Consider the following 21,818-nt stretch of genomic DNA (forward strand, 5'->3'; position numbering starts at 1 on the left):
CCTCGCGCCGCGGCGCCCGGTGCCGGCGTACACATGTCCGGCTCGGACCAATCTCCGGGATGTGCCTATATTTCGGCGCTACCGGCCCTGGTCGGGGGTGTGAGGGGGCCTGGCGGCCGCCGGATCCGTACAGGCACGCGAAAGGCCCTGCCGCCGCCGGGAGCGGAGGCAGGGCCTGTGCGGGGAGGGTCAGATCACGGCGCCACCGGCCACTCGCCGAAGCGGGCGTCGACCGCCGTGCCCGGCTGGAGGGCGGCGGAGGCCGCCTTGACCACCTGGGCGCTGGACTCGCCGTTGGTGAGGACGACCAGGCCGGAGCCCTGGTGGACCTTGAACATCGAGACCGCCTGGTAGCCGCCCGGCGAGCCGCCGTGGCCGAACTCGACGTCCGGGCCGCTGGTGTCGACGATCGTGCCGAGGCCGAAGAAGCTGGTGCTGTGCGGGGTCAGCATCTGCTCGGCGAGTTCGCGGCCGATCAGGCCGAGCGGGCGGCCCAGGTAGCAGCGGCGGACCTCCAGTTCGAACTTGGCCAGGTCGGCCGCGGTGCTCCAGAGGCCGGCCGCGGACTTCTCCGGGTGGATCAGCCAGCCGCCCTCGATGCCCTGCCCCCGCTCGTCGTGCCCGAGGGCGACGGGCCGGCCGGCGGTCTCCGGGAAGGACTGGTCGAAGCTGCTGTTCGCCATGCCCAGCGGGCGCAGCACCAGTGTGTCCATCAGGTCGGCGAAGGCCTCGCCGGTGACGTCCGTGAGCATCTGCTCCAGCAGCGTGTAGTGGGCGTTGGACTGCCGGAAGGTGCCCGCCCGCTCCTGCCGGACCGGGCCGGAGGCCGGCCGGACCTCGCCGCGCAGCAGCTCCACCGGGGTGGCCACCGGCTGCCCGCGCCGCACCCCGCGACGCGGGGTTTCGGTCAGTCCGGCGGTGTGGCTGAGCAGTTGACGGACCGTCACCTTCACCGTGCCGGGCAGCTGCCAGGAGGTGAGGTAGCGGTTGACGTCCTCGTCCAGGCCGATCAGGCCCTCCCGGACCAGCGTCAGCACGCCGAGCGCGGTGACGTGCTTGCCCCAGGAGCCGACCTGGAAGAGCGTGTCCGGGGTCACCGGCTCGCTCGACCCGGCGGCCAGGGTGCCCAGCGCCTCCAGGGCGACCAGTTCCCCGCCCTCGACCACGGCGATGCTCGCGCCGGGCACGGCGACCTCCGCCAGGACGGCCGTCAGCGAGTCGAGCGAGACCCGCCGGCCGGCCGGGGCGACGGTCGGGGCGAGCGGCGCCGGGACGTCCAGGGCGCGCGGGGCGCTGCCCGTCGCCAGGTCGACCGCGGCCGCCAACTGCCCCAGGGTGTCGTGCTGGTAGAGCATGAAGAGGCTGATCGGCAGGTCGGCCTGCCGGGCGGCGGCGATCACCCGGATGACCAGGATCGAGTCCCCGCCGAGGCGGAAGAAGTTGTCCTCGGTGCCGATCCGCTCGACGCCCAGCGCCGCCGACCAGAGCGCGGCGATCCGCCGCTCGGTGTCGGTGCGCGGCTCGACGTACACCCGGTCGGGCTCCGTCCAGGCCTCGGGCTCGGGCAGGACCTTGCGGTCCACCTTGCCGTTGGCGGTGAGCGGGATGGTGTCCAGCTCCATGAAGACCTGCGGGATCATGGTGTCCGGCAGCGACCGCGCCAGCAGCTCGCGCAGCTCGTCCGGCCGGGCCGGCTCCCCGCCGACGGGCACCAGGTAGCCGACCAGCCGCTGGTGGCCGTTGGGGTCGGTGCGGACCGCCGCGACGGCCTCGGCGATGTACGGCAGTCGGGTCAACGCGGCCTCGATCTCGCCGAGTTCGATCCGGACGCCGCGGATCTTCACCTGGTGGTCGACCCGGCCCAGGAACTCCAGGCCGCCCTCGTCGTTCCAGGCGACCACGTCGCCGGTGCGGTACAGCCGCGATCCGGCCGGGCCCCACGGGTCCGGCAGGAAGCGCTCGGCGGTCAGTTCGGGCCGGCCGCCGTAGCCGCGGGCCACGCCCACGCCGCCGACGTACAGCTCGCCCGCCACTCCGACCGGCACCGGCGCCATCGCGGCGTCCAGCACCCGCAGCCGGGTGTTGCGCACGGAGCGGCCGATGGTCACCCGGGCCTCGCCGATCGGGTCGCCGGCGGCGATCAGGGCGTGGGTGACGTCGTCCGAGCACTCGGTGGGGCCGTAGGCGTTGACCATCGGCACCGCGGGGAAGCGCCGGAACCAGCGCCGGCACAGGTCCGGCGGCAGCGCCTCTCCGGTGACCACCATCCAGCGCAGGTCCGGGAGTTCGGCGGTCAGCGCGCCGGAGTCCCAGGCGTCCATCGCGGCGCGCAGCAGCGAGGGGACGACCTCCAGGACGGTGATCCGCTCCTCGGCCACCCGGGGCAGCAGGGCCAGCGGGTCGACCGAGGTCACGGCGTCCACGACCCGCACCGAGCCGCCGACCACCAGGGTGGAGAGCATCTGCCAGACCGAGATGTCGAAGGCCATCGAGGCGTTCTGCACCACCGAGTCGGCGGCGGTGAGACCGAGGTCCTCGATCTTCGCCAGCAGGTGGTTGGCCATGCCGCGCCGGTGCACCAGGACGCCCTTGGGGCGGCCGGTGGAGCCGGAGGTGTAGATGACGTAGGCCAGGTCGTCCGGCCCGGCCAGCGGGGCGGGGTCGTCGGCCGGCGCGTGGCTCCACTCCTCGGGCCGGTCCAGCAGCACCGGCAGGGCGGTCAGGCCGGGGGCGGCGGCGAGCAGCGGCGCCATCCGGTGGGTCTCGGTCAGCAGCACCGAGATCTCCGCGTCCTGGGCCATGTAGCCCAGGCGCTCGGCCGGGTGGTCCGGGTCGAGCGGCAGGTAGGCGCCGCCGGCCTTGAGCACCGCGAGCACCGCGATGACGGTGGACGGCGAGCGGTCGGCGCAGATGCCCACCAGGGTGTCCGGGCCGACGCCCAGCTCGCGCAGGTGGTGGGCGAGCCGGTTGGCCCGCGTGTTGACCTCCGCGTAGTCCAGCACCTGGCCGTCGGCGGTGATCGCCGGGCGGTGCGGGGTGAGCGCGGCGTGCCGCTCGAACTCGGCCTCGGCCATCAGCCACACCTGCTCGCGGTCGGTCGCCGTCCAGGCGGCCAGCCGCTCCTCGTCCTGCGGGGCGAGGTAGGTGGTGCGGGCGTCGCCGTCCGGGTCGGCCGCCATCGCGGACAGCACGGCGCGGTACATCCCGGCCAGCCGGGCGCCGTTGGCGGGGCTGAGCACCGAGGTGTCGGCGGTCAGGTTGAGGCCGGCGCCGCCGGTGGCGACGCTGAGCGCGAACTCGGTGCTGCTCTGGCCGATGGCGGCGGTGGCGTCGATCTCCGCGCTGTCGAAGCCGCGGAAGTCGTGGTAGTTGAAGATCACGTCGATCTGCCGCCGGCCGCCGGCCAGTTCGCGCTGGATCGCCTGGAGCGGGTAGCGGCGGTGCGACCAGAGCTCGACCTCACGGGCGAAGACCTGCTCGACCAGCTCGCGCCAGGTACGGGCGGAGCGGTCCGCCGCGAACGGCAGGGTGTTGAGGTACATGCCCTGCACCCGGTCGGCGCCGGGCGCCTCCGGCCGGGCGTCGCAGACCAGGCCGGTGTGGAAGCGCTCGTCCTCGCCGAGCTGGCTCATCACCTTGAGGTGGGCGGCGAGCAGGACGCTCTTCACCGACACCTTCGCCCGCGCCGCGAAGGCCCGCAGCGGCTGCTCCAGGTCGCCGAGCGGCACCTGGCTGACGTGCGGCCGGCCCTCGCCCTCGGCGCCCCAGCCGGCCGGCACGGTGACCGGGGCGTGCCGCCCGACGATCCCCTGCCAGTAGCCGCGGTCCTCGGCGGAGGCGAGCGAGGCCAGTTCACCGGCCACGAAGTCGGCGAAGCGCACGCCCGGGGCCTCGTACGGGCCGGCCGCGCCGCCGTCGCGGTACGCCCGGTAGACCTCCACCAGCTCGGTGAGCAGGGCGAACTGGCTCCAGCCCTGGGTCAGCGCGTGCGGCTGGGTGAACGCCAGGCGCCAGCCGTCCGGCTCGTCCAGGTGCACCGCGACCCGCAGCAGCGGCGGGGTGGCCGGGTCGAAGACGTCGGCGCGCTCGGTGGCGAAGAAGCCCTCCAGCGCGGCCCGGCGGCCGGCCTCGTCCAGCTCGCGCAGGTCGTGCACGGTGACCGGGACGTCCACCTCGCGGTGGACCAGCTGGAGCGGGGTGGAGAAGCCGGTGAGGTCGAAGGAGGTGCGCAGCGTCTCGTGCCGGCGGGTCAGCTCCCGGACGGCCAGCCGCAGCGCGGACTCGTCGAACGGCCGCTCGTCGTTGATCCGGTACGAGACGCACTGGTGGTAGCTGGCCTCGCCGCCGGCCAGCATCTCGACCAGCATGCCCAGCTGCACCTGGGTGGCCGGGTAGGCGTCCTCGACGCCCTGCGGCAGCGCGGCCAGGTCCTCGTCGGCGAGCAGCGCGAACGGCTCGACCGCGGCGAGCGCCTCGGCGGGGGCCGGGCGGCCGGTGATCAGCTCGCCGAGGCCGGCCACGGTGCGCCGCTCGAAGACGTCCTTCACGGCCACGTCGTACCCGGCCCGGCGCAGCGCGCCGACCAGGGTGACGGCGCGGATGGAGTCGCCGCCGAGCTCGAAGAAGCCGTCCTCGACGCCGACCCGCTCGGCCCCGAGCACCTCGGACCAGACCGCGGCGAGCTGCTCCTCGACGGAGCTGCGCGGGGCGACGTACTCGGCCTCGTCGACCTGGGCCAGGCCGTCCGGGGCGGGCAGCGCGGCCTTGTCGAACTTGCCGTTGACGGTCAGCGGCATCGCCGCCAGGGTGACGAACGCGGCCGGGACCATGTAGTCGGGCAGCGAGCGGGCGAGCAGCGCCCGCAGCTCCTTGGCCGAGGGGCTCTCCTCGCCGCTGGGCACCAGGTAGCCGACCAGCCGGTCGTCCCGGACGACGACCACGGCCTGCCGGATGCCGGGGTGCTCCAGCATCACGCCGGCGATCTCGCCGAGTTCGATGCGGTAGCCGCGGATCTTCACCTGGGTGTCGATCCGGCCGAGGAACTCCAGGGTGCCGTCGGCGCGGCGGCGGGCGAGGTCGCCGGAGCGGTAGAGGCGCGAGCCTGCCGGGCCCCACGGGTCCGGCACGAAGCGCTCGGCGGTCAGCTCCGGGCGGCCCAGGTAGCCGCGGGCGACGCCGGGCCCCGCGACGTGGATCTCGCCGGGGACGCCGACCGGGACCATCCGCCCGGCCCGGTCCAGCAGATGAATCCGAAGATCGCCGAGCGGGTCGCCCACGCGGTTGCCCGCAAGCGGGTCAAGGTCTTCCTCCTCGATCCGGTGGAAGGTGGAGTGCACGGTCGTCTCGGTGATGCCGTACATGTTGATCAGCTCGGGCCCGGTGAGGCCCATCAGGTCGACCCAGGGGCGCAGTTCGGGCACTTCGAGCTTCTCGCCGGCGAAGACCACGGCGCGCAGCGCGAGCCGGGCCAGGCGCGGGTCCCGCTCGACGGCGGCGGAGACCAGCGAGCGGAAGGCGGTCGGGGTCTGGGAGAGGACGGTGACCCGCTCGGTGACCAGCAGGTCGAGGAAGTCCTCCGGCGAGCGGGTGACGGCCGTCGGGACGACGACCACCCGGCCGCCGAACAGCAGGGCGCCCCACATCTCGAAGACGGACACGTCGAACGCGTACGAGTGGGACATCGAGAAGACGTCCGAGCCGTCGAAGCCGTAGTGCTCGTGCGCGGTGGTCATCAGCCGGACCACGTTGGTGTGGGTGAGCACGCAGCCCTTGGGCTTGCCGGTGGAGCCCGAGGTGTAGATCACGTAGATCACGTGCTCGGGGGAGGAGACCGGCTCCGGGTTCGTGGCCGGCCGGGCGGCGATCGCCTCGGCGTCCCGGGCCAGTTCGACCACCGTGCCGGGGAAGACGTCGGCCAGCACCGGGGAGGTGCCGGGGGAGACGATCGCCAGCTTGGCGCCGGAGTCCTCCAGGGCGTAGCCCAGGCGGTCGCTCGGGTGGGCCGGGTCCAGCGGCAGGTAGCCGGCACCGGACTTGAGGATGCCGAGCAGGGTGGGCAGCAGGTCGGCGCCGCGCTCCAGGCACATGCCGACCAGGTCCTCCGCGCCCACGCCGTGCGAACGCAGGTGGTGGGCGAGGCGGTTGGCCCGCTCGTTGACCTCGGCGTAGGTCAGGTGGACGTCGCCGGCCGAGACGGCGAGGGCGTCCGGGGTGCGGGCCGCCTGCCGCTCGAACAGCTGGTGCACGGTGGCTTCGACCGGGGTGACCCGCTGGTCGGCGCCGTCGGTGAGGAAGGCCAGTTCGGCGGGGGAGACGTGGATCGCGGTGGCGTCGCCGTCCGGGTCGGCCGCCATCGCCTCCAGCACCGCGCGGTACATCCCGGCCATCCGCTCCAGGTTGGCGGGGCTGATGCTGCGCGGCGAGGCGGTGAGGATGATGTGGCCGGCGCGGGAGGCGACGGTCAGCGGGAACTCGGTCGGGCTGTCGTCGATCGCCTCGGTCTCCTGGTCGAGCAGGTCGCCGTCGATCTGGTGGAAGTCCTGGTAGTTGAAGTAGACGTCCATCAGCCGTTCGGCGCCGCCCCACTCGCGCTGGATGGCCGGGAACGGGTAGCGGCGGTGCGGCCACAGGCCGACCTCGTGGGCGAAGGTCGCGGCGACCAGTTCGCGCCAGGTCCGGGCGGAGCGGTCGTGGACGATCGGCAGCGTGTTGAGGTACATGCCCAACACCCGGTCCGCGCCGAGGCGTTCGGGGCGGGCGTCGCAGACCAGGCCGGAGTGGAAGGACGACTCCTCGGTCAGCTGGCTGAGCACCTTGAGGTGGGCGGCGATCACCACGCTCTTGAACGAGGCCTTGGCCTTGGTGGCCAGCGCGCGCAGCGCGGGTTCGAGGTCGCGCAGGTCGGCGGCGGCCTTCACGGTGCCGCGCTCGGCGGTGGCGTCGCCCCAGCCGGTCGGCAGCAGGTAGCGGGCGTGGCCCTGGACGACGCCCTGCCAGTAGGCGCGGTCCGCCACCGACTCCAGCGACTCCAGCTCGCCGGCGATGAAGTCGGCGAAGCGGACGTCCGGGATCCCGGGGCTCTCCGGGGCGAGGCCGTCGCGGATCCGGACGTAGGTCCGCAGGATCTCCATCAGCAGGGAGTGCTGGCTCCATCCCTCCATGACCGGGTGGCACTCGGTGACGGCGATCCACCAGCCGTCGTCGGTGACCAGCGCGTGGTAGCGCATCAGCGACGGGACGGTGAGGTCGAACAGGTCGGCCCGCTCGGCGGCGGTGAAGGCGCGGATCCGGCCGGTCGCCTCCTCGGCGTCCAGGCCGCGCAGGTCGGTCGTCCCGGAGGCGGTGGCGGCGGTGGCGTGCACCAGCTGCATCGGGCGGGAGAAGCCGTTCAGGTGGATCGAGGTGCGCAGCATCTCGTGCCGCTCGGTGACGAAGCGGACGGCCGCCTCGAACGCCGGGTGGTCGAAGGGCCGGTCGTCCTTGATCCGGCCGGCGCTGACGTTGTGGTAGTTGTTCAGGCCCTCGTCGGCGAGCATCTCGACCACCATGCCGAGCTGCACCTGGGAGAGCGGGTAGGCGTCGGTGACGCCCTCGGGCAGCAGCGCCCGGTCCTCGTCGGAGATCAGCGCGAACGGCTCCACCGTGCGGTCGTCGGCCGTCGCGGCCGGGCGGCCGGTGATCAGCTCGGCGAGCCGGGCCACCGTACGGTGCTCGAAGACGTCCCGGACGGCGAGGTCGAAGCCGCTCTCGCGCAGCGCGCCGACCAGCGCGACGGCGCGGATGGAGTCGCCGCCGAGCTCGAAGAAGCCGTCTTCGACGCCGACCCGCTCGACCCCGAGCACCTCGGACCAGACCGCGGCGACCTGCTCCTCGACCGGCGTGCGCGGGGCGACGTAGGCCGCCGCGGTGCCGAGCGCGCCCTGGTCGGGGGCGGGCAGGGCGCGCTGGTCGAGCTTGCCGTTGACGGTGAGCGGGATGCGCTCCAGGGCGACGAAGGCGGTGGGCACCATGTAGCCGGGCAGCGCGGCCGAGCAGTGCCCGGCCAGGTCGGCGGCGGCGGGCAGGTCGGCCCCGGCGGGGACGAGGTAGGCGACCAGGCGCTTGTCCCCGGGCACGTCCTCGCGGGCCACCACGACGCCGTCCTTGACGCCCGGGTGCTCCTGGAGCACCTTGGCGATCTCGCCGAGTTCGATGCGGTAGCCGCGGATCTTCACCTGGGTGTCGATCCGGCCGAGGAACTCCAGGCTGCCGTCCGGGCGGCGGCGGGCGAGGTCGCCGGAGCGGTAGAGGCGCGAGCCTGCCGGGCCCCACGGGTCCGGCACGAAGCGCTCGGCGGTCAGCTCCGGGCGGCCCAGGTAGCCGCGGGCCACACCCGGGCCGGCGACGTGGATCTCGCCGGGGACGCCGATCGGCGCCAGTTCGCCGTTGCCGTCGAGCAGCCGGATGCCGAGGTCGGCCAGCGGGTGGCCGATCGCGTTGCCGGCCCCGGAGGCGAGGTCCGCGGCACCGACCCGGTGGTGGGTGGTGTGCACGGTGGTCTCGGTGATGCCGTACATGTTGACCAGCTCGGGGGCGCCGAGCCCGCGGCGCTCGACCCACTCGCGCAGCGCCGCGAAGTCCAGCGCCTCGCCGCCGAACACCACGGTGCGCAGGGCGAGTTCGGCCGGTACGGTGCGGCGGCCCTCGGTCCGGATCAGCTGGGCGAACGCGGACGGGGTCTGGTTGAGCACGGTGACGCGCCGCTCGGCCAGCAGGTCCAGGAAGAGCTCCGGGTCCCGCGCGGTGAGGCTCGGCACGATGACGACCCGACCGCCGTGCAGCACGGCGCCCCAGATCTCCCACACCGAGAAGTCGAAGGCGTAGGAGTGGAACATCGTCCAGACGTCGTCCGGCCCGAAGCCGAACTGCGGCCGGGTGGTGTCGAACAGGCGCAGCACGTTGGCGTGGGTGAGCACGCAGCCCTTGGGCTTGCCGGTGGAGCCCGAGGTGTAGATGACGTAGACGGTGTTCTCCGGGCCGGAGAGCGGCTCGGGGTCGGTGGTCGGGCCGTCCGCCACCTCGGCGTCGACGAGTTCGCCGGTGAAGACCGGGGCGAGCAGCCCGCGGGTGGCCTGGTGCACGACGGCGACCTTCGCGCCGGAGTCGGCGAGGATGTAGCCCAGCCGCTCGGCCGGGTTGGCCGGGTCCATCGGCAGGTAGCCGGCGCCGGACTTGAGGACGCCGAGCAGGGTCGGCACCAGCTCGGCGCCGCGCTCCAGGCAGACGCCGACCAGGTCCTCCGGGCCGACGCCCAGCGAACGCAGGTGGTGGGCCAGGCGGTTGGCCCGCTCGTTGACCTCGGCGAAGGTCAGCTCGCGGCCGTCGGCGACGACCGCGACGGCGTCGGGCGTACGGGCGGCCCACTCCTCGAACCGCCGGTGCAGGGTGGTGCGGACGGGCTCGGACGGGAGGTGCCCGTCCAGCGCGCCGGTCAGTACCGCGCGCTCCTCGGCGCCGAGCAGCGCCAGCCGGGAGACCGGCGTGGCGGGGGCGGCGGTGGCCGCGTCGAGCAGGGCGGCCAGGTGGCCGGCCATCCGCTCGGCGGTGGCGGCGTCGAACAGCGCGGTGGCGTACTGGAGCCGGCCGCCGAGGCCGCCGTCCTTGCGCTCCTCGACCTGGAGCAGCAGGTCGTACTTGGCGGTCACGTCGGCGAACTCGAAGGGCTCGACGGCGAGTCCGGGCAGGGCGAGCAGGCCGTCGCGCTCCTCGTGCCAGGTCAGCGCGACTTGGTGCAGCGGGGTGCGGGAGGTGTCGCGCTCCGGCTGGAGCTCGTCGACCAGCCGGGCGAACGGCACCTCCTGGTGGTCGAAGGCGTCCAGCACGGTGGCGCGGGCCCGGTCGAGCAGCTCGCCGAAGCCCGGGTCGTCCGCCCAACGGGCGCGCATCACCAGGGTGTTGATGCCGTAGCCGATGAGCCGCTGGAGCTCCGGGCGGGTGCGCCCGGAGACCACGGTGCCGACGTTGACGTCGGTGCGGCCGGTGTAGCGGGAGACCAGCACCTGGAAGGCGGTGAGCAGCACGGCGAACGGCGTGGTGCCGTGCGCCTCGGCCAAGGTGCGGACCTTTCCGGCTAGTTCGGCGGAGAAGGCGAGCGGCACGTCGGCGCCGGCCGTGCTCCGGACCTCCGGTCGGGGCCGGTCGGTGGGCAGCTCGGTGGCCTCGCTGTCCGCCAACTGTTCGCGCCAGTAGGTCAGTTGCTTCCGCATGGCGGGGCCGTCCAGCTGCTCCCGCTGCCAGGCGGCGAAGTCGGCGTACTGGACGTCCAGTTCCGGCAGCCCGGTGTCGGCGCCCTGGAGCGCCGCCGTGTAGGAGGCGCCCAGCTCGGCGGCGAAGAGGTTCACCGACCAGGCATCGCAGGCGATGTGGTGGAACACCACGGCCAGCACGTGGTCGTCCTCGGCCAGCCGGAACAGGCCGGCCCGGGCGGGCCACTCGGCGGCCAGGTCGAAGCCGCGGCGCACCGCCCGCTCGACCTCCTCGCGGGCCCGACGCGGCTCCCCGGAGAGGTCGGTCAGCGGCAGCGCGACGGCGGCGGCCTCGTCCACCAGCTGGACCGGCTCGACGCCCAGCAGGGTGTAGCGGGTGCGCAGGATCTCGTGGCGGGCCACGATCCGGTTCCAGGCGGTCTCCAGGGCGGCGGCGTCGAGCGTCCCGCGCAGCCGGAGCACCAGCGGCACCAGGTACTCGGCGCTCTCCGGGTCCAGCCGGTTCAGGAACCACATCTGCTGCTGCCCGGCGGACAGCCGCAGCGGCTGCTCCCGGTCGGCGCGGGTGATGCCGACGGCCCGGCGGGCGCCTCGGCGCCCGGCCAGCCGGCTGCGGAGGAGCTCCTCACGGCGGGCGGCCGCGGCGTTCTTCTCGGTCTCGGCGGAAGTCATGCCTTCTGCTCCTCCATCAGCTCGGAGTCGGTCAGCTGGTCGATCTCTGCGGTGATCTCGGCCTCGACGGCGGCGGCCATCTCCGCGACGGTGGGGCCCTCGAAGACGGCCCGGACGGGCATCCGGATCTCGAACTCGGCCTGGAGTTCGGCGATCAGGGTGATCGCCAGGATCGAGTTGCCGCCGGAGTGGAAGAAGTTGTCGTGCACTCCGACGGTGGTGCCGAGCAGCTCCTGCCAGATCTCGGCGATCCGCTCCTCGACGACGGTGCGCGGGGCGACCGCCTCCTGCTCCCGTACCTCCTCGGGGGCGGGCAGGGCGGTCCGGTCGACCTTGCCGTTGGCGTTCAGCGGCAGGGCCTCCAGCGGGGTGTAGCTGGTCGGCACCAGGTATGCCGGCAGGTACTCGGCGCAGTGCGCGCCCAGCTCCGCGGCGCTCGGCGCGGCGCCGTCCGTGGCCACGTAGTAGGCGGCGAGCCGGGCCTCCGGCTGCCCGCCCCCGGTCTCGCCGACGAGGGCGACGACCACGGCCTCGGCCACGCCGGGGTGGCGCAGCAGCGCGGCGCGGGCCTCGCCCGGCTCGATCCGGTAGCCGCGGATCTTCACCTGGTTGTCGACCCGGCCCAGGAACTCCACGGCCTCCTCGGGCAGCCAGCGGACCAGGTCGCCGGTGCGGTAGAGCCGGGCGCCGGGGGCGCCGTACGGGTCGGGCAGGAAGCGCTCGGCGGTCAGCTCCGGCCGGTCGGCGTAGCCGCGGGCGACACCGGTGCCGCCGACGTACAGCTCGCCGATCGCGCCGATCGGCAGCGGGCGCAGCTCCCGGTCCAGGACGTACATGGTCAGGCCGGGCAGCGGGCGGCCGATCGGGACGGTGCCCGGGGTGCCGCCGGCCGGCACCGGGTGGGTGCAGGCGCCGACGGAGGTCTCGGTGGGCCCGTACTCGTTGATCAGGCGGCCCTCGCCGAGCCGGTCGGCCCAGGCGCCGGCCAGCGTGCCGGAGAGTGCCTCGCCGGCCACCACCACGACCCCGGCGAGCGCGGCGGACTGCTCGGGGGTGATCTGGCGGGAGAGCACTTCCAGGTGGCCGGGGGTGAGCTTGAGGAAGCTGAACGGGCCTGCCCCGACGAGGTGTTCGCCGAGCTCGGAGAGGTCCAGCCGCTGCGGCAGCATGGTGACGGCCTGCCCGCACAGCAGCGGGGCCCACAGGTTCGGCACCACCAGGTCGAAGGCGACGGAGGAGAACACCGCTGCGCCACCAGTGCCCTTCGAGGCCAGCTCGTCGACGGCCCACCGGAGGTGGCCCGCGAGGCCCCGGTGCGGCACGGCGACGCCCTTGGGCTTGCCGGTCGAGCCGGAGGTGTAGATCACGTACGCCAGCCGGTCCAGGTCGGGGCGCAGCTGCGGCGCGGTGGCGGGCAGCGGGGCGAGCGTCTCGGCGAGGGTGTCCACCGCGACCGTTCGGCCCCGGTAGTCGGCCGCGAAGCGGTCGGCGTACGAGGCCTGGGTGAGCACCACCGGGGCCTGGGCGTCGGCGGCCATGGTCGCGACCCGGCCGGCCGGCCAGCTCGGGTCCATCGGGACGTACGCGGCGCCGGCCTTCCAGGCGGCGAGCATGGCGGTGAGCAGGTCCGCGCCGCGGTCCAGCAGCACGCCGACCTTCGACTCCTCGGTGACGCCGAGCGACCGCAGGTGGTGGGCCAGGCGGTTGGCGCCGGCGTCCAGTTCGGCGTAGCCGGTGGTGCGGCCGGACTCGGTGACGGCGACGGCGTCGGGGGTGAGCGCGGCCTGCCGCTCGAAGAGCTCCAGGGTGGTCAGTTCGACCGGCTGGGCCTTACCGACCGCCCAGTCCCGGAGCAGGGTGGCGCGCTCCTCGGCGGGCAGCAGGTCGAGCTCGCCGAGCGCGGTGGCCGGGTCGGCGGCCACGGCGGTGAGCAGCCGCACGAAGCGGTCGGCCAGCGCCTGGACGGTGGCGGCGTCGAACAGCGCGGTGGCGTATTCGAGTTGGCCGGACATGGTGCCGTCGCTGCCGCGGCGCATGTAGAGGGTCAGGTCGGTGTGGGCGAGGCCCCAGAGGGCGGCCAGGGCGTCCTGGTCCTCGGCGGTCTCGGTGGCGCCGTTGAACTCCTCGTCGTGCAGGTCGAAGGCGACCTGGTAGAGCGGGGTGCGGGAGAGGTCGCGGACCGGCGCCAGCTCCTCGACCAGCCGCTCGAACGGGAGGTCCTGGTGGGCGAAGGCGTCCTGGCAGACCGCGCGGACGCGCTCCAGGGCCTCGCCGAAGCCCAGGTCGGGGGCCAGGGCGCAGCGCAGCACCAGGCTGTTGAGGAAGAAGCCGACGACGTTCTCCAGCTCGGCCCGGTCCCGGCCGGCCACGGGGGTGCCGATCGGCAGGTCCCACTGGCCGGCGTGCCGGGCGAGCAGGGCGCCGAAGCCGGTGAGCAGGGTGGCGAACGGGGTCGCGCCGTGGTCGCGGCCGATCGCGGTCAGCTTCTCGGTCACCTCGGCGGGGACGGTGAAGAACACCACCGAGCCCCGGCCGTCCCGGACGGCGGCGCGCGGCCGGTCGGTCGGCAGGCCGACCGGGGTGAGGCCGTCCAGGGCGCCGCGCCAGTGGTCGAGTTCGGCCCGGAGGACCTCGTCGGTGAACTGCTCGCGCTGCCACACCGCGTAGTCGGCGTACTGGACGGGCAGGGCCGCAAGCTCGGCCGGGCGCTGCCCGGTCTCGGCGGCGAGCAGCTCCTTGAGCTCGCGTTCCATCACGGCGGAGGACCAGCCGTCGGTGGCGATGTGGTGCATGGTCAGGACGAGCGCCTGCTCCTCGCCGGGCAGCCGGGCCAGCAGGCCGCGCAGCAGCGGGCCGTGCTCCAGGTCGAAGCCCCGGCCGAACTCCTCGGTGAGTACGGCGGTGAACTCGGCGCGGTCCACGTCGAGTTCGCGGATGTCCACGGCGAAGGGGTCCTGGACGAACTGGAGCGACTCGCCGTCCACCACGGCGTAGCGGGTGCGCAGCGCCTCGTGCCGGGCGACCAGGGCGTCGACGGCGCGGCGGACCTGCTCGGCGCGGGTGTCGGCGGGCAGCCGCAGGAACATCCCGGCCACCCACTCGGCGCTGCCCGGGTTCATCCGGTCCATGAACCAGAGCCGGTGCTGGCCGAAGGAGAGCGGCAGGCCGCCCTCGCGGGGGACCGGGACGATCGCCGCGGTCCGCGCGGAGGCGTCTTCGGCGGGAGCGAACAGCCGGGCCATCGCCTCGACGGTGGCGGCGGCCAGCAGCGCCCGCAGCTTGACCTCCCGGCCGAAGACCTGGGAGAGCCGGTTGGCGAGCCGGGTGAGCTGGAGCGAGGTGCCGCCGAGGCGGAAGAAGTCGTCGTCGAGCCCGACCCGTTCGACCTTCAGCAGCTCCTGCCAGGCCTCGGCGATCCGCCGCTCGGTCTCGGTGGCCGGGGCGCGGTGGGAGGCCCGGTCGGTGTCCGCGACCGGCGCGGGCAGGGCCCGGCGGTCCACCTTGCCGCTGGAGTTCAGCGGGAACTCCTCGACCTCGACGAAGGCCGCCGGCAGGTGGGTCTGCGGCAGCCGCTCGGCCAGGAAGCCGCGCAGCTCGCCGACCACGGAGGCGTCACGGGTGCGGACGTACGCGGCCAGCCGCAGTCCGCCGTCGGCGGCGGTGAAGGTGGTGACGACGGCGCCGACCACGCCCGGGTGGGCGGCCAGCGCGGTCTCCACCTCGCCCGGCTCGATCCGGACGCCGTTGACCTTGGCCTGGTCGTCGGCGCGGCCCAGGTACTCCAGCACGCCGTCCTTGCGCCAGCGCACCCGGTCGCCGGTGCGGTAGAGGCGCGAGCCGTCCTTGGCGTACGGGTCCGGCACGAATCGCTCGGCGGTCAGGTCGGGGCGGCCCAGGTAGCCGCGGGCCACCCCGATGCCGCCGGCGCACAGCTCGCCGGGCACGCCGACCGGCGCGGGCCGGCCGTTGGCGAGGGCGACCAGCACCCGCATGTTCTCCAGCGGGCGGCCGATCGGCACCGGGCCGGTCAGCTGGGCGCGGTCGAAGCGGTGCGCGGTGACGTCGATGGAGCACTCGGTCGGACCGTAGGTGTTCCACACCTCGACGTCGACGTGCCCCAGCAGCTTGTGGACGAGTTCGGCGTGCAGCGCCTCGCCCGCCGAGAAGAGCAGCCGCAGCGAGCCGCAGCCCGCCCAGCCCGGCTCTTCGACGAGCAGCCGCAGCACGGACGGGACGACCTGGAGGACGGTCACGCCGTGCTCGGCGGTGGCGCGCAGCAGGGCGGCCGGGTCGCGCTCGGCGCCGACCGGCGCGAGCACCACGGCGGCGCCGCGGATCAGCGGGGCGAAGACCTCCCAGCAGTGGGCGTCGAAGGTCAGCGCGGTCTTCTGGAGCACCCGGTCGTCGGCGCCGAGGCCGGGGCCGCGCAGCAGCCAGTCGATCCGGTTGCCGATCCCGCCCTGGGTGACGACGACGCCCTTCGGGGTGCCGGTCGAGCCGGAGGTGTGGACGATGTACGCGGCGTCGGCCGGGGCGACGCCCGTCACCGGCGCGGTGCGCGGGAACTCCTCGGTGGCGGTGCGCAGTTCGGCGGGCGTCAGGACGCGGACGGCGGCCTCGGCGAACAGGCCGACGGCGTCCTCCTCGGCCAGCACCAGGGCGGGGCGGGTGTCCCGGACCGTCCAGTCGAGCCGGGCGGCCGGCTGGTCCGGGTCCAGCGGGACGTACGCGCCGCCGGCCCGCCAGACCGCGAGCAGCGCGACCACCAGGTCGGCGCCGCGCCGCAGGCAGACGCCGACCACGCGGTCCGGGCCGACGCCCTGGCCCCGCAGGAAGTGGGCGAGCCGGTTGGCCCGCTCGTCGAGCTGGGCGTAGCTGAGCTCGACCCGCCCGTCGACCACGGCGACCCGGTCCGGCGTGCGCGCCGCCTGTCGGGCGACGAGCTCGTGGACGGGGGTGAACTCGCCGGTTGAGCCGTTCGACCACGACTCGGGAATCATAGGTACTCCTCATACGGTCGGCAGCTGCCGAGGGGCGGGTCAGGGGCGGGCCTGCGGCGCTCAGGCCGCGGTGTGCTCCATGCGCTGACGCAGGCTCAGCGGGCGCATGTCGGTCCACACCCGGCCGATGTGGGCCAGGGCGTCCTCGCGGCTGCCGGCGAAGCCCTCGGCGCGCCAGCCGGCGGGCAGCTCGCGGTCGGCGGCCCAGATCGAGTACTGCTCCTCGTCGTTGAGCACCACCAGGAAGGAAGGGGCGGTGTCGTTCGTCGCAGTGGACATGGAAATCTCCTCGGCCTCACGGGACAGGGGGTGACGTTGTGGACCAGCCTCGGGGCGGCGGCTATACGCGGGCTCTGCGCGGACTGGTGGTCGGATCCGTAGTCGTTCGGACACAGTCGCCCGGACACGCAAAGGGGCGCGGGGAGCCAGTGGCTCCCCGCGCCCCTTCCGGCGGTGCGGTGGTGGTCTACGCGGCGCCTTCCGGCGCCCGCTCTTCCGGTGCCTGCTCTTCCGGCACCCGCTCTTCCGGCACCCGCTCTTCCGGTGCCTGCTCCTCCGGCGCCCGCTCCTCCGCCGTAGCGACCAGGCCGCTGGTCCGGATCGCCGGGCTGAGCAGCGCGCAGACGGCCATCACGGCCATCGCGGCGGCCACGCCCACGACGGTGTGCCCGGTGCCCCAGGCGGCCAGCAGGAAGCCGCCGGCCAGCGCCCCGGCCGAGTTCATCCCGGAGCCCGCCAGCGCGAACACGCTGGTCACCCGGCCCTGAAGGGCGTCGGGGGTGACCCTCACCTGGTGGACTCCGGCGACGACGTTCACCAGCGCCCCGGCGAAGCTCATCCCGGCCCACAGCGCCCCGAGCAGCACGGGGTTCGTGGTGAACGCGACCGGCAGCACCAGCAGCGTCCAGGCGGTCAGCGTGCCGCAGACGATCGCCGACATCGGCAGCCGCTTCATGAACCAGGGGCCGCCGAGCGCCCCGGCCACCCCGCCGATCCCGGCGACCATGCCGATCAGCCCGATCGTCGCCGGTGAGCCGCCGTGCTCCCGGACGATCAGCACCAGGGCGAGCGACAGCACCTGGAAGAGCAGGTTGCTGCCGGCGATCAGGACCACCGCGGCCCGCATGAACCGCTGCTCCCAGACCCAGCCCAGCCCCTCGGCGACCTCCGTCCGCAGTCGGCGGGGCGCCGCCTCCCGGGCCTCCTGGAGGTCCTCGCGGATGAACAGCAGGGTGCCCAGCGCCACCAGGTGGGCCAGCGCGGTGAAGCCGAACGGCAGCCACCCGCCCAGGGTGAACAACCCGCTGCCGGCCGGGCCGCCGAGCAGCCCGGCGGCCTGGCCGCGGGCCTCGTTCTGCCCGAGCGCGGCCGAAAGCTGCTCGGGCCGGACGAGATTGCGCACCGCGGCGCGCTCGGCCAGCCGGTACATCAGGGCCGCGCTGCCCTCGACGAACGCCGCGGCCATCAGCAGCGGCAGCCAGAGCCCGCCGGCCAGCACCATCGCGGCGACGGCGCCCATGGCCAGCACCCCGGCGAGGTCGCAGGCGATCATCACCCGGCGCCGGTCCCAGCGGTCCACCGCGACCCCGGCGGGCAACTGCACCAGCAGTTGCGGCAGTACGGCGGCGAAGCCCACCAGGCCGGCGTCGACCGGCGAGCCGCCCTGCCACACCACCAGCAGCGGGTAGGCGACGGTGCCCGCCCGCAGGCCGAGCATCGAGACGCCGGCGCCGATCCACAGCAGCAGGAAGTCCCGGTTGCGGCGCAGCGGTTCGGCGGCGGGCCCGGCGGCCTCCTCGGGCGCCTCGGCCTCCAGCAGGCTCATCGCGTCCCGGCCTCGCGCTTGCCCCGGTGGCACCACTCCAGCACGGCCATGGCGCTGTACATCTTGTTGGCCGCCTGGTCGAAGGCGATGCTGGCGGGCCCGTCGAGCACCTCGGCGGTGACCTCCTCGCCCCGGTGGGCGGGCAGGTCGTGCAGGAAGGCGGCCTTCGGGCTGGACTCCCAGAGTGCGGCGGTGACCTGGAACGGCGCGAACTTCTCGCGCCACAGCGGGTCGGCCTTGGAGGTGCCGGTGGTCTGCCAGCGCGAGGTGTAGATCGCGTCCTGGTCGGCCGGGATGTCGTCCATGTCGTGCCGCTCGGTCAGCCGGGAGCCGCTCAGCGCGGCGCGGGCCCGCGCCTTGTCGAGGATGTCCGCGGCGAGGCCGAAGCCGGGCGGGGTGCGCAGCTCCAACTCGACGCCCTGGTAGCGCGTCAGGCCGAGGGCGAGGGCGGCCGCGGTGTTGTTGCCCTCGCCGACGTAGAGCACCCGCAGGCCGTCGATCCGGCCGAAGTGGCGCAGCAGCGTGGTGAGGTCGGTCAGGCCCTGGGTGGGGTGCTCGTCCGCGCTCATCGCGTTGACGACGGACATCCGCTCCTGGTCGGCCCAGCCGCGCAGTTCGGCGGTCTCGCCGGCCGTCCGGGCGACCAGGATGTCCAGCATCCGGGAGAACACCTGGCCGGTGTCCTCGGTGGTCTCGCCGGTGTTCAGCTGGAGGTCGTCCGGTCCGTAGCCGATGATCTGCCCGCCGAGCCGGAGTGCGCCCGAGGAGAAGGCCGTTCTGGTTCTGGTGGAGGTCTTGCGGAAGTAGATGCCGGTGATCGCTCCGGCGAGCGGGCGGTCGGCGCCGCCGGTTCCCGCTCCGACGGTTCCGGTTCCGGCGGTTCCGGCGGAGAACTCGGCGCCCCGGGCCACCACGGACCGCAGCTCGGCGTCGGTGAGGTCTTCGAGGGAGATGAGGTGGCGTACGGCCATGACGGGCTCCTTGGACGGTCGGCAGGGTGTGGAACGGCCCGGCGCGCGGCCTGTCCTGCCGCGCGCCGGGACACCGGGGTTCGATCAGACCCGGACGGGCTCCCGTACGGGCGGCTGCGGGGCCGGTACGACGGCCTCGGGCTCGACCGCGTCCTCGACCTCGCCCTCCACGGAGAGGCTCGGCACCCAGGCCAGCCAGCCCGGCAGCGTCCAGGAGCGCTCCCCGAGCAGGGCCAGCGCCGCCGGCAGCAGCACCCCGCGGACGAGCGTGGCGTCGATCAGCACGGCCACCGCCATGCCGACGCCGAGCATCTTGTAGTCGGCCATCGACAGCGTGGCGAAGACCGAGAAGACCGCGACCATCACGACCGCCGCGCTGGTGACGACACCGGCGCTGCCGCTGATGCCCTTGGTCACCGCCGTGCGGCCGTCCTTGCCGCGGACGTGCAGTTCGCGGATCCGGCTCAGGATGAACACGTGGTAGTCCATCGACAGGCCGAACAGGATCACGAACATGAAGAGCGGCAGCCAGCTGATCACCCCGCCGTAGGGGTGGAAGCCGACCAGTGAACTCCCGTGCCCCTCCTGGAAGATGAAGGTGATCACGCCGTACGCTGCGCCGATCGAGACCAGGTTGAGCGCGATCGACACCAGCGGCACGGCCAGCGAGCGGAAGGCGGCGACCAGCAGCAGGAAGGCGAAGCCGAGGACGAAGGTGAAGACCCACGGGGTGCTGTCGCGCACGGCGTCGGCGAAGTCCGAGATGGCGGTCTCGCCCGTCACCGCGTACTCCAGGCCGTCCACCCTGCCGAGGCTCTCCGGCAGGGCCTTCTCCCGCAGCGTCTTCAGCGCGGCGGCGGCCGGGGCGTCACTGGTGTTGCCGGCCAGCGGGACGTACACCACCACGGTGTTGTTGGCCGCCTCGCCGACCGGGACGACCGCGACCGGCTCGTGCAGCGCGCCGTTGCTGTCGGCCACCTGCCGGTGCAGCGCGGTGATCGCCTGGTCGAACTCGCCGCCGTGCACGACCGCGCCGCGGGCCACCACGATGGCGGGCGCCGGGCTGCCGGGGAAGGCGTCCTGGATGGCCACCATGTTGGCGATCTCCGGGACGCTGCGCGGCAGTTCGTCCTGGAGGCTGGGGTCGGCCAGCCGCATGTCCAGCGCCGGCAGCGCCGCCACCAGCAGCAGGGCCAGCACCGAGCCGCCCCACACCAGCGGACGCCGGACGACCTGGCCGACCAGCGCGCGCCACATCCGGGAGTCCCGGGCGGCGGCGCGGCGGCGGCCCAGCCAGGGCAGCCGGCCCGCGTCCATCCGGTGGCCGAGCATCGACAGCAGCGCGGGCAGCGCGGTGAGCGAGCCGACCACGGCCAGCAGCACCACGATGATGGTGCCGAGCGTCATCCCGGTGAAGGTGTCGATCCCGGTGCACAGCAGGCCCGCCATCGAGACCATCACGGTCAGGCCGGAGACGGCCACCGCGCGGCCCGAGGTGGCGGCGGTGATCCGCAGCGCCTCGGCGTGCTCGCGGCCGGCGAGCCGCTCCTCGCGGACCCGGCGCAGGTAGAACAGCGAGTAGTCGACGCCGACGGCCATGCCGATCAGCAGCACCACCGAGGCGGCCGAGTTGTTGACCGGCACCCAGCGGCCCGCCAGGTGCATCAGGCCGAGCGCCGCGGCCACCGCGGTGATCGACAGCAGCACCGGGATGCCGGCCGCGACGAGGGCGCCGAAGACGACCAGCAGCACCAGCAGGGTGAGCGGCACCGAGGTCTGCTCGGCCTTGGCGAAGTCCTTCGCGGTGGCCTTGGACACGGCCTGGTTGACGCTGGCGTTCCCGGCTTCGACGATCTTCAGATCGGGGTGCCCGGCGGCGACCTTCGCCACCGCGGCCTGGGTCAGCGCGACATTGGCGTCCGCGTTGTCCCAGCCGTAGCCGGGGCCCGCGAGCGAGAAGCTGACCAGCACGGAACGGCCGTCCGGCGAGACCTGGTTGCGGCCGGCCTCCCCGGTCGGCTCGCGCAGCTCGGTGAGGGTGTCGGCGGGCAGCGCGCGCAGCGCGTCGGCGACCTCGCCGGCGGCCTTGCGCATCGCGGGGTTGTCGGCGAACACCGGTGCGCCCGGCCCGGCCTGGATCAGCACGCTCTCGGCCGGCGGCCGGGAGTTCGGCCCCGCCTGGTCGATCATGCGCTGGGCGTGGCCGGACTCGCCCGGGTCGTAGGCCTTCGGGCTCTCGCCTCCGCCCACCGCCGAACCGGCCGCGAGCGCCAGCACGACGCAGACGATCCACCCGATCAGGGCGGTCTTTCTGTTCTCGGCCGACCAGCCGGTCACCCGCTCGATCAGCGGCTTCCGGCTCGGTGTCGGCGGGGCGTGACGGGCAGTCCGTTCCACGGGGGTCGGCACGGCCATACTCCTCTGTTTCTCCGGTGGTCCTCACTCAGAGATCCGGACGGTCGGGCTCGGCCGGTCGGCGAAGCCTCGGGAGGCAGGCGGCGCGCTCTCCCGCCGTACGGGTACGGCGTCGGACCTGCCAGGACCGAGCGTGAGGCCCGTCACTATCGGTCACCTATCAGCGGTCTATATTCCGTCGTCCCCTCGCGCGGGCGCCGGTATCGTGCGGCCCATGCGTCCTGACGTTCGAGCGTTGACGGCCGTGACACACAAGGCAGTCGGGGCAGCCGGATGAGACCCTCCCCGGCCGGTCGGACCTTCCTGCCGCTGTCTGCGCGGCCAGGACCGCGCCCCACAGGCCGCCCGGCCGACCGGCTCGCCCGGGTGTACTCCTACGACGCGCTCGGCTCGTTCGTCGCCCTGCCCCTCGGCGAGATGGCCGCCGGCCCGGTGGCCCAGCGGATCGGCGTGCCGCGGACGCTGCTGGGGGCCGCCGCCCTGGTGGTGCTGGCCACCGGCGCGGCGCTGCTCAGCCGGAACCTGCGCCGGCTCACCGTCGCCTCGCCGTCCCCCGTCTCCGGCGGCTGAAACTCCCCCTCCGGTCAGGAGGGGTGACTGACGAACCGTTTCCTCCCTCCGGCATATCTGCCGAACGGCAGATGGCAGACGGCCGTGGATCCGGAAGGCTTTGGACGTGCCCCAGCGGCGC

At 74.2% G+C, this 21,818-nt stretch carries 7 protein-coding genes; 1 reads left to right on the forward strand and 6 read right to left on the reverse strand.

Annotation, left to right across the window (positions count from 1 at the left end; all coding sequences use genetic code 11):
* Positions 1–194: 194 nt before the first annotated feature.
* The 6 genes from QWJ13_RS10490 to QWJ13_RS10515 all read right to left on the reverse strand — a co-directional run bounded on the left by QWJ13_RS10490 (position 195) and on the right by QWJ13_RS10515 (position 21,121).
* Complete coding sequence (locus QWJ13_RS10490) at positions 195–10,916, reverse strand: non-ribosomal peptide synthetase (protein ID WP_316522805.1); 10,722 nt, start codon at positions 10,914–10,916, stop codon at positions 195–197.
* Entirely contained in the window at positions 10,913–15,916 is a 5,004-nt protein-coding gene (locus QWJ13_RS10495; protein ID WP_316522806.1) for a non-ribosomal peptide synthetase, read from the reverse strand. Before QWJ13_RS10495 ends, QWJ13_RS10490 begins: the two co-directional genes overlap by 4 nt.
* A gap of 60 nt (positions 15,917–15,976) precedes the next feature.
* Positions 15,977–16,195 carry an MbtH family protein gene (locus QWJ13_RS10500; RefSeq protein ID WP_316522808.1) on the reverse strand — a complete coding sequence of 73 codons (219 nt, stop codon included), beginning with the start codon at positions 16,193–16,195 and terminating at the stop codon, positions 15,977–15,979.
* Between the two features lie 187 nt (positions 16,196–16,382).
* Positions 16,383–17,741 (reverse strand): MFS transporter, encoded by a 1,359-nt coding sequence (locus tag QWJ13_RS10505; RefSeq protein ID WP_316522810.1) that lies wholly within the window; start codon positions 17,739–17,741, stop codon positions 16,383–16,385.
* The gene (locus QWJ13_RS10510; protein WP_316522812.1) at positions 17,738–18,712 is read right to left on the reverse strand and encodes an ornithine carbamoyltransferase; all 975 of its coding nucleotides are present in this window, start codon (positions 18,710–18,712) and stop codon (positions 17,738–17,740) included. Before QWJ13_RS10510 ends, QWJ13_RS10505 begins: the two co-directional genes overlap by 4 nt.
* 84 nt (positions 18,713–18,796) lie before the next feature.
* Positions 18,797–21,121 (reverse strand): MMPL family transporter, encoded by a 2,325-nt coding sequence (locus tag QWJ13_RS10515; RefSeq protein ID WP_316522814.1) that lies wholly within the window; start codon positions 21,119–21,121, stop codon positions 18,797–18,799.
* Between the two features lie 372 nt (positions 21,122–21,493).
* On the opposite strand from QWJ13_RS10515, the gene QWJ13_RS10520 reads away from it, so the two are divergent.
* Positions 21,494–21,697, forward strand: coding sequence for a hypothetical protein (locus QWJ13_RS10520; protein ID WP_316522815.1), 204 nt, complete (start codon positions 21,494–21,496; stop codon positions 21,695–21,697).
* Positions 21,698–21,818 lie beyond the last annotated feature (121 nt).

It is taken from the genome of Kitasatospora brasiliensis (assembly GCF_032654805.1).
In the GTDB taxonomy this organism is placed as follows: domain Bacteria; phylum Actinomycetota; class Actinomycetes; order Streptomycetales; family Streptomycetaceae; genus Kitasatospora; species Kitasatospora brasiliensis.

Excerpts from the sequence above, each read along its gene's own strand:
- QWJ13_RS10505 (WP_316522810.1), bottom strand. The coding sequence starts at position 17,741 with ATGAGCCTGCTGGAGGCCGAGGCGCCCGAGGAGGCCGCCGGGCCCGCC.
- QWJ13_RS10490 (WP_316522805.1), bottom strand. The coding sequence starts at position 10,916 with ATGACTTCCGCCGAGACCGAGAAGAACGCCGCGGCCGCCCGCCGTGAG.
- QWJ13_RS10510 (WP_316522812.1), bottom strand. The coding sequence starts at position 18,712 with ATGGCCGTACGCCACCTCATCTCCCTCGAAGACCTCACCGACGCCGAG.
- QWJ13_RS10495 (WP_316522806.1), bottom strand. The coding sequence starts at position 15,916 with ATGATTCCCGAGTCGTGGTCGAACGGCTCAACCGGCGAGTTCACCCCC.
- QWJ13_RS10500 (WP_316522808.1), bottom strand. The coding sequence starts at position 16,195 with ATGTCCACTGCGACGAACGACACCGCCCCTTCCTTCCTGGTGGTGCTC.